8 protein-coding genes are annotated in these 6,462 nt (G+C 37.7%); 1 reads left to right on the top strand and 7 read right to left on the bottom strand.

The features are described from left to right. On the top strand, positions 1-360 hold a 360-nt coding region (locus JQC92_RS20425), incomplete at its 5' end, for a tautomerase family protein (protein WP_205001374.1). A 197-nt stretch (positions 361-557) separates the two neighbouring features. Here JQC92_RS20425 and JQC92_RS20420 read toward each other — a convergent pair. The 7 genes from JQC92_RS20420 to JQC92_RS20390 all read right to left on the bottom strand — a co-directional run bounded on the left by JQC92_RS20420 (position 558) and on the right by JQC92_RS20390 (position 6,336). Then, positions 558-1,805, bottom strand: a complete 1,248-nt coding sequence (locus JQC92_RS20420; RefSeq protein WP_239480660.1) for an SAM-dependent methyltransferase — start codon at positions 1,803-1,805, stop codon at positions 558-560. An 8-nt stretch (positions 1,806-1,813) separates the two neighbouring features. Next, complete coding sequence (locus JQC92_RS20415; RefSeq protein ID WP_239480659.1) at positions 1,814-2,569, bottom strand: DUF1365 domain-containing protein; 756 nt, start codon at positions 2,567-2,569, stop codon at positions 1,814-1,816. A 9-nt stretch (positions 2,570-2,578) separates the two neighbouring features. Further along, the gene (locus JQC92_RS20410) at positions 2,579-3,847 is read right to left on the bottom strand and encodes an NAD(P)/FAD-dependent oxidoreductase (RefSeq protein WP_205001372.1); all 1,269 of its coding nucleotides are present in this window, start codon (positions 3,845-3,847) and stop codon (positions 2,579-2,581) included. Positions 3,848-3,861: 14 nt separating this feature from the next. Next, a complete protein-coding gene (locus JQC92_RS20405; protein WP_205001369.1) occupies positions 3,862-4,581 on the bottom strand; it encodes an SDR family NAD(P)-dependent oxidoreductase in 720 nt (239 codons plus the stop codon). Further along, entirely contained in the window at positions 4,578-5,027 is a 450-nt protein-coding gene (locus JQC92_RS20400) for a nuclear transport factor 2 family protein (RefSeq protein WP_205001368.1), read from the bottom strand. Before JQC92_RS20400 ends, JQC92_RS20405 begins: the two co-directional genes overlap by 4 nt. A 149-nt stretch (positions 5,028-5,176) precedes the next feature. Next, the gene (locus JQC92_RS20395; RefSeq protein WP_205001367.1) at positions 5,177-5,857 is read right to left on the bottom strand and encodes a ChrR family anti-sigma-E factor; all 681 of its coding nucleotides are present in this window, start codon (positions 5,855-5,857) and stop codon (positions 5,177-5,179) included. Beyond that, positions 5,854-6,336: a sigma-70 family RNA polymerase sigma factor gene (locus JQC92_RS20390; RefSeq protein WP_205001376.1), complete on the bottom strand. Its 483-nt coding sequence runs from the start codon at positions 6,334-6,336 to the stop codon at positions 5,854-5,856. Before JQC92_RS20390 ends, JQC92_RS20395 begins: the two co-directional genes overlap by 4 nt. Positions 6,337-6,462 lie beyond the last annotated feature (126 nt).

The raw sequence follows: 6,462 nt of genomic DNA, 5'->3' as shown, positions 1-6,462 counted from the left end.
CACCAAAAACGACCAGAAACCGTAGGTTCACTATATCATTTCTGGTCGAAATTGAATGTATCAAAGAGCTATATTGTATTATCGATCATAATGTTAGATTTTTTTCATAGCCGACTATTTAGTGAGAACGATATAAAAGTTAGATTACGAAGTTATGATGAAGACTCAATCGGCAATGAAGCCAAACCGTTTATTCATGTATTTTCTTTTATCTTAAAGGGACGATCAGAAAGTCAAAAAGAACATTTATCAAAATTAGTAGTCGGTAAACTTTCTGAAATTCTGCCAGACACTTTGCATATTTCAATGAACATTCAAGAAGTTGAAAAAGAAGATTTTTTTAGCAGAAAAATGCTTTAACCATTCGCATTTTTGGACGTTGGCAGCTCATGTATGCTGCCAACTCAAGTTCAAGCTGAATCACAAGCATCCACTCCTGATATCCAAATATGCTTAAAATTCTTTTTTGAAGTAAATGTTGCTACAAGACAAATTGATCCAAACTATGAAAGCTATTTATACCAATTACAGTAATTGGTATTACTCAAACATCATCACTAACTTTTCCTAAACTCTATCTGAACCGTACTGATCGAACGTTCCAAAAAAGCACCTTCGCAATAACAAAAATAGTAAGTCCAAAGCCGCTTGAATCGCTCATCATAACCAAGAGGCTTTATGCGCTGCAAAGCAAACAAGAATCGCTGCCGCCAGTGAGTAAGCGTCAAGGCATAATGTAACCCGATATCTTCAATATCGTGAATGATTAAATTTGTATCTTTTTGGGTACGATTCGCAATCTCAGTAATCGATGGTAAAAAGCCACCAGGAAAAATGTGCTTTTGAATAAAATCCACGTTATTTCTATAATAGTCAAAACGCTGATCAGCAATAGTAATTGATTGCAAGAGCATTTTTCCACCGGGTAGCAAACACTCATTACATTTTTTGAAGAACGAAGTGAGATAGCGATACCCTACAGCTTCAATCATCTCAATCGAAACAAGCTTGTCAAACTGCCCACTTAAATTTCGGTAATCTTCTTTTAACAGAGTAATCTGAAGTTCAAGACCTTCTTCTTCAACTCGTTGTTTTGCATATTGATATTGCGCTTCTGAAATCGTTGTTGTAGTCACTCTACATCCGTAATTTTTAGCGGCGTAAACCGCCAAACCGCCCCAGCCTGTACCAATTTCAAGAAGGTGATCAGCAGGCGTTAATCCCAATTTTTTACAGATAATGTCAAGCTTATTGCATTGTGCATCTTCTAAATTCATTTCATTATTTTCAAAGATAGCCGATGAATATTGCATGCGTTCATCTAAGAAATTCTTATAAAGTTCATTCCCTAAATCGTAATGAGAAATGATGTTATTCTTGGCTTGTTTGATTGAGTTGGAATTAAAGAGATGAAACAACTTATCTTTGAAATGTGCAACGATCCCTTTTTGAGCCTCAATATTATCAGCAAGCTTTTGTGCCCGTGCGAAAACTCTAATGACTTGAGTCAGATCTGGAGAGCTCCACTTACCATCAATATAAGCTTCTGCTGCTCCAATCGCACCTTTAAAAATAAAATCTCGATAGCAACTCATATCTCTGATTTCTATTTTCGCCGCTAGGGATTCAATTGGACCATCTTCATTTAATGCACAATGCCCGAAACATCGATTTTCACCTGTAGCCTCATGCACATCAAGACGACCATCTTGTAACTGCTCGAGAATTTTAAACATCAGCTTCCGACAACGAGCAGTAAGCCAATCCATCTTAGTATTTTTTCTGATTTGATAAATATTTTCCATCGGCTCAGTCATCCTTGATATTTTTGGTAAGGGATAAAACGCACACGTTTAATAATCAATTTCAAAGCTTGGTAATAAATACCAAGCACCACCTTAAAAGTCATTAGGGGCATAGCTAACCAAAGTTTATATACCGTTGTTTTATTTAGTGGTTTTTTTCGCATAATCAAACTTGCATCAAACAGCTTTTCATTCGTTTCTTTGGCTCTATTTTCAATATGAATCAATAAATTGTTGCGTGCTTCTGATGGTGTTTTAAATTGCCAAAAGTAATTCATATCTAAATTCATAAATGGTGAAACATGGAATTGCTTCTCATTTGTCAGAAGGCCTTGTTCATCTAACTTGATAAGATAATAATGACGTTCATTCCAAGGGGTATTGCTCACTTCAGCCAGAACTTGAAAGCAATGTCCTTCTTCGCTATAGCCGAAGTAAAAATTAGCCGGACTAAAATACAGGCCAAAACAACGTACTTGCACCAACGCTTTTACTGAGTGAGGAGCTATCCCTCCCAGCTCAGCAAACTTGTTATTGATACGGAGCGCAAGGTTTTGAGGCTCACCTTTTACATAATCCTTGGCAACAAAACGCATAGGATGAAACCAAGAGCTACCCAAAGGCCATATCGAAAATGGCTGTTGCACGTCACGAATATCGAGCAGTAGCATATAAAGCTTATACTGAAATTGGTGCTTCTTTTGGCTGTAACGCCTGTGCTTTATCACACCTTGATAGAGATTAGATTGAGATAAAATTTTCATGATTCATCCTCAATCATTCAAATAACAATCAAAACGACTTGCTACATCAATGGCACTTTTTACACCATCTTCATGAAAGCCACTGTACCAATATGCTCCTGCAAAATGAGTATGATTTTGACCGCAAATTTCTGATCGCCTCTTTTGAGCATCGATGCTTTGAAGCTGAAACTTAGGATGATGGTAAGTAAATTCACGTAAAACTTTATCCGATGAAATGGCAAGTTTTTGATTTAAGGTCACACAAAATGTATGCCTGCTGGTGAGCTGTTGAAGGATATTCATGCAATAACTAACAGCAGCAGGACGCTCTGTATTTTCATCAAGTCTATAATTCCAACTCGCCCATGCAGAGTGCGCCTTGGGCAGAATGGACTCGTCAGTGTGCAATATTACACTGTTCTTTGAATAGGGAATGCTTCCCAGCACAGATTGTTCTGCAACGGTTGGCGTCGCAAGGAGTTCAAGTGCTTGGTCTGAGTGGCAGGCCAGCACAACTTCATCAAATTCTTGTTCTCTATTTCCCGTTTCATCAGTCAACACCAACTGGACTTTTCCGTTATTTCTCTTAATGCTTGTTATATTCTGATTGACATAGATTTGCTCTTTAAACCTTTGAGTTAAGGGAGCTAGATAGCTTCTTGAGCCATTGGCGATTACGTACCATTGGGGCCGATTGCTTATCCTTAACAGACCATGATGGTAAAAAAATTGTACAAAAAATTTAAATGGAAAATCTTCAATTTCTTTTATTGAACTAGACCAAATAGCGGCCGCCATTGGCAATATGTAGTGATTAGAAAAAAAGTCTTTAAAACGGTTTTGTTTTAAAAATTGTCCGAGCGTTAATCCATCCTCATACAGCTCATTTTCGTAAGTATCTACACAACGATAATTAAAGTGCAGGATATCGAATATCAGCCCCCAAAACTTTAAACTAAAAATGTTTTTACGCTGAGCGAATAAGGTATCTAAATTGTGACCATTGTATTCTAGGTTAGAAGTCAAATTAGCCACAGAAAAGCTCATTTCAGTCTTTTGTTTTTGTACATTTAATTGCTCAAGGAGCTGAATGAAATTAGGGTAAGTTTTATCATTAAATACAATAAAACCAGTATCAATTGCTTGTTTTTCGCCAGCCACTTCGACATCTACCGTCGCCGTATGACCACCAATAACACTGTTTTTTTCAAAAACGGTAACCTTGTGCTTTTGTGATAGTAAATAAGCACAAGTTAAACCTGAGATTCCACTTCCTATAATGGCAATATGCTTCATTTAATGACTTCCTTTTAAAGCTTTTTAGTAATTATTCTTTGCCACCAGCTGTTTGGCACTAGTGATATTAATTTTAGTAGATATGTAAAACGTCGTGGGAAGTGAACGTAATTTTTTCTTGACTGAACGCCTTGGTAAATTCTTTTCGCCGCCGTTTGTGTATCAACTATAAACGGCATAAAAAAATTATTTTTATCTGTCAGCGGTGTTTTTACAAAACCAGGGTGAACCAGTGTGACATCTACGCCCACAGATTTAAGATCCAAACGAAGGCTGTTAGCTAAGTAATCTAGACCTGCTTTTGACGCTCCATAAGCCTCAGCTTGAGGAAAGGGCAATTGAGTCGCAATTGAACTGATAAAAACCAAACGTGAGCCAGCGTCCATTTTAGGAAGAAAAGAACTCAGTAGGTCTCCCATCGATAATAAGTTGGTAGAAATATTGTGTTTAAACGCAGCGGCATCAAAATGGTAAGCATTATCAATATAACGGCAGTCACCAGCATTAAGCAGTAGAATGTCAACTTTAGAAACGTCTGCTGCGGCCTGCATTACTTCCTCAGGCTGAGTAACATCAAACTGCAGACATTGAATCGCACTAAAACGTTTTTTTAACTGCAATAGTTTGCCTTTGTTACGTCCGCAAGCTATCACTGAAAACCCTGTCTGGTAGTACAACTCAACCAAAGCTTCGCCAATACCGGACGTAGCACCTGTTATCATGACTTTTTTCATTGAGCTAACCGATGCTTTAACCAACGAACTAGACGCCCAAGTACAGGTGCATGTTCATAAACCATCGCCCCCATATCTAAATAATCACGATGATAAGTCACTCTTTCACGTTCCCCTTTAACTTGTGTGTGCCCTTCAACTGTTATCGTATTCCCTTGATTGAGTTTGGGGTGGCGATATTTCATCGTCCAGTAAACGCCTGCTTGCACTCCGTCGAATATGACTTCATCAATACAGAACTTGCAGTGAGACGTGTTGGAATACATGAAGTTACAGTAAGTCATTAAATGATTAAGGCCACTGATTTGATGGACAGGATCTTGAAAGTGAACATCTTGGTGATACAAGGTTTCAAGTAATTCTAGGTTATTTTTGTTGAGTTGTTCATAGACAGAAATGAACTGATTCAGCCATTGTGGATAATCGAATTGTTGGTTATTTATCATTTCCTGCATCATCGTCGCCGCACTTTTCCATATTTAAAATTAGTTACGATTTCAGTTTAGAGTTGGATCACTCTAGAAGCAGGATTTATTTGAGAAAAACTTAGGAACTCCCGTGCACTTCCTTGTGCGACGGGAGAGTGAGAAGCATATCAGTAAATAAATTTTCCGAGTGGATTCAACAAACGATTGACCCCTTTGGTAAATTGAATCGAATCATTAACCACTGTGAGACACCAACAACCCTCTTTAGATACTGGGTGGTGGGTATGCTCAGCATCGAGGATGATAAAATCACCAGGTACGTATCCACCAAGTTCATCTTCGAATTTTCCTTGAAGCAATAGCGTTATCTCAAATCCCTTATGGGTATGGTGAGGCACTTCACCACCCGCTTTAATATTTAACAAACTGGTTCTTACAGGTTCTTCATCAAGCTCAATTCTCGCTCTTGATATTTTTCCTACATTTACAAAATTTGACACATTCAAACGGCTTAAACTTTTGGGAAGTTCAAATCCATCACCAATTACTTTCGAAGGCGTAGACTTAAAAGTCTCTGCAAAATTAGATTCTGGCTCAGCTATTATACCAGACAGCATTTCATCAAAATTAGCATCTGTGCCTATGTCATCAGAATTAGCAGCAAAGTCGATAACTTCTGGTTGTTGATTTAGGCTCTCATCAGACATTTGTGCGGTATAGCGTTCCACTTGATGACGACAAACTGGGCACATTTCAATGTGAGTTGAAATTACCACTGATAATGATGATGATAGTTCACCAGCTGAAAATGCGATGAGCAAGTCATCCGTTGGATGATGCTTAATCATAAGTCATCCCCTATATTGCCTTTGAGTTTAGCCACGGCTAGCCTCAACCTTGATTTAACGGTACCAAGAGGAATATCTAAACATTCAGATATTTGCTCTTGTGATAATTCTGAAAAGTAAAATGCTTTGACCACACTTAACTGAGCTTCAGACAATTTATTTATGTTTTCTAAAATAAATTTCTTTTCTAAGTGATCCTCAAAGACTTTCTCTTCAGTTTCGCCTTCTATGTAAGACCATATATCTTCACTCAAATTATCTTCACGACCTGAGCGAATTTTCCTGAGGGCGTCAAAAGTAACATTCCTCATGATAGTGTAAACCCATGTATGAGCAGCTCCCTTATTAGGACAAAACAAGTATGCTTTTCGCCACACATTACTCATTGTGTCTTGGACAATATCGTTAGCTTTATCAGAATTCGAAAATTTCTGAACAGCAAACCGCTTAATTTTTGGCGCAAAATGCTGGAAAACAATCGTAGGAACCCATCAAACATGGGTAACAAATTAAGAAGAAAAATCTGAGGAGAAAAGCTTTATTTTTGAGATAATAAGTCAACCACGACAACTATCAAAATAAAATGGCGATTCTGAACAAAACAC

The organism is Parashewanella hymeniacidonis, from assembly GCF_016900895.1.
Lineage (GTDB): Bacteria > Pseudomonadota > Gammaproteobacteria > Enterobacterales > Shewanellaceae > Parashewanella > Parashewanella hymeniacidonis.
Note: the sequence above shows the minus strand (reverse complement) of the source record. Positions and strands in the feature narration are given on the sequence as shown.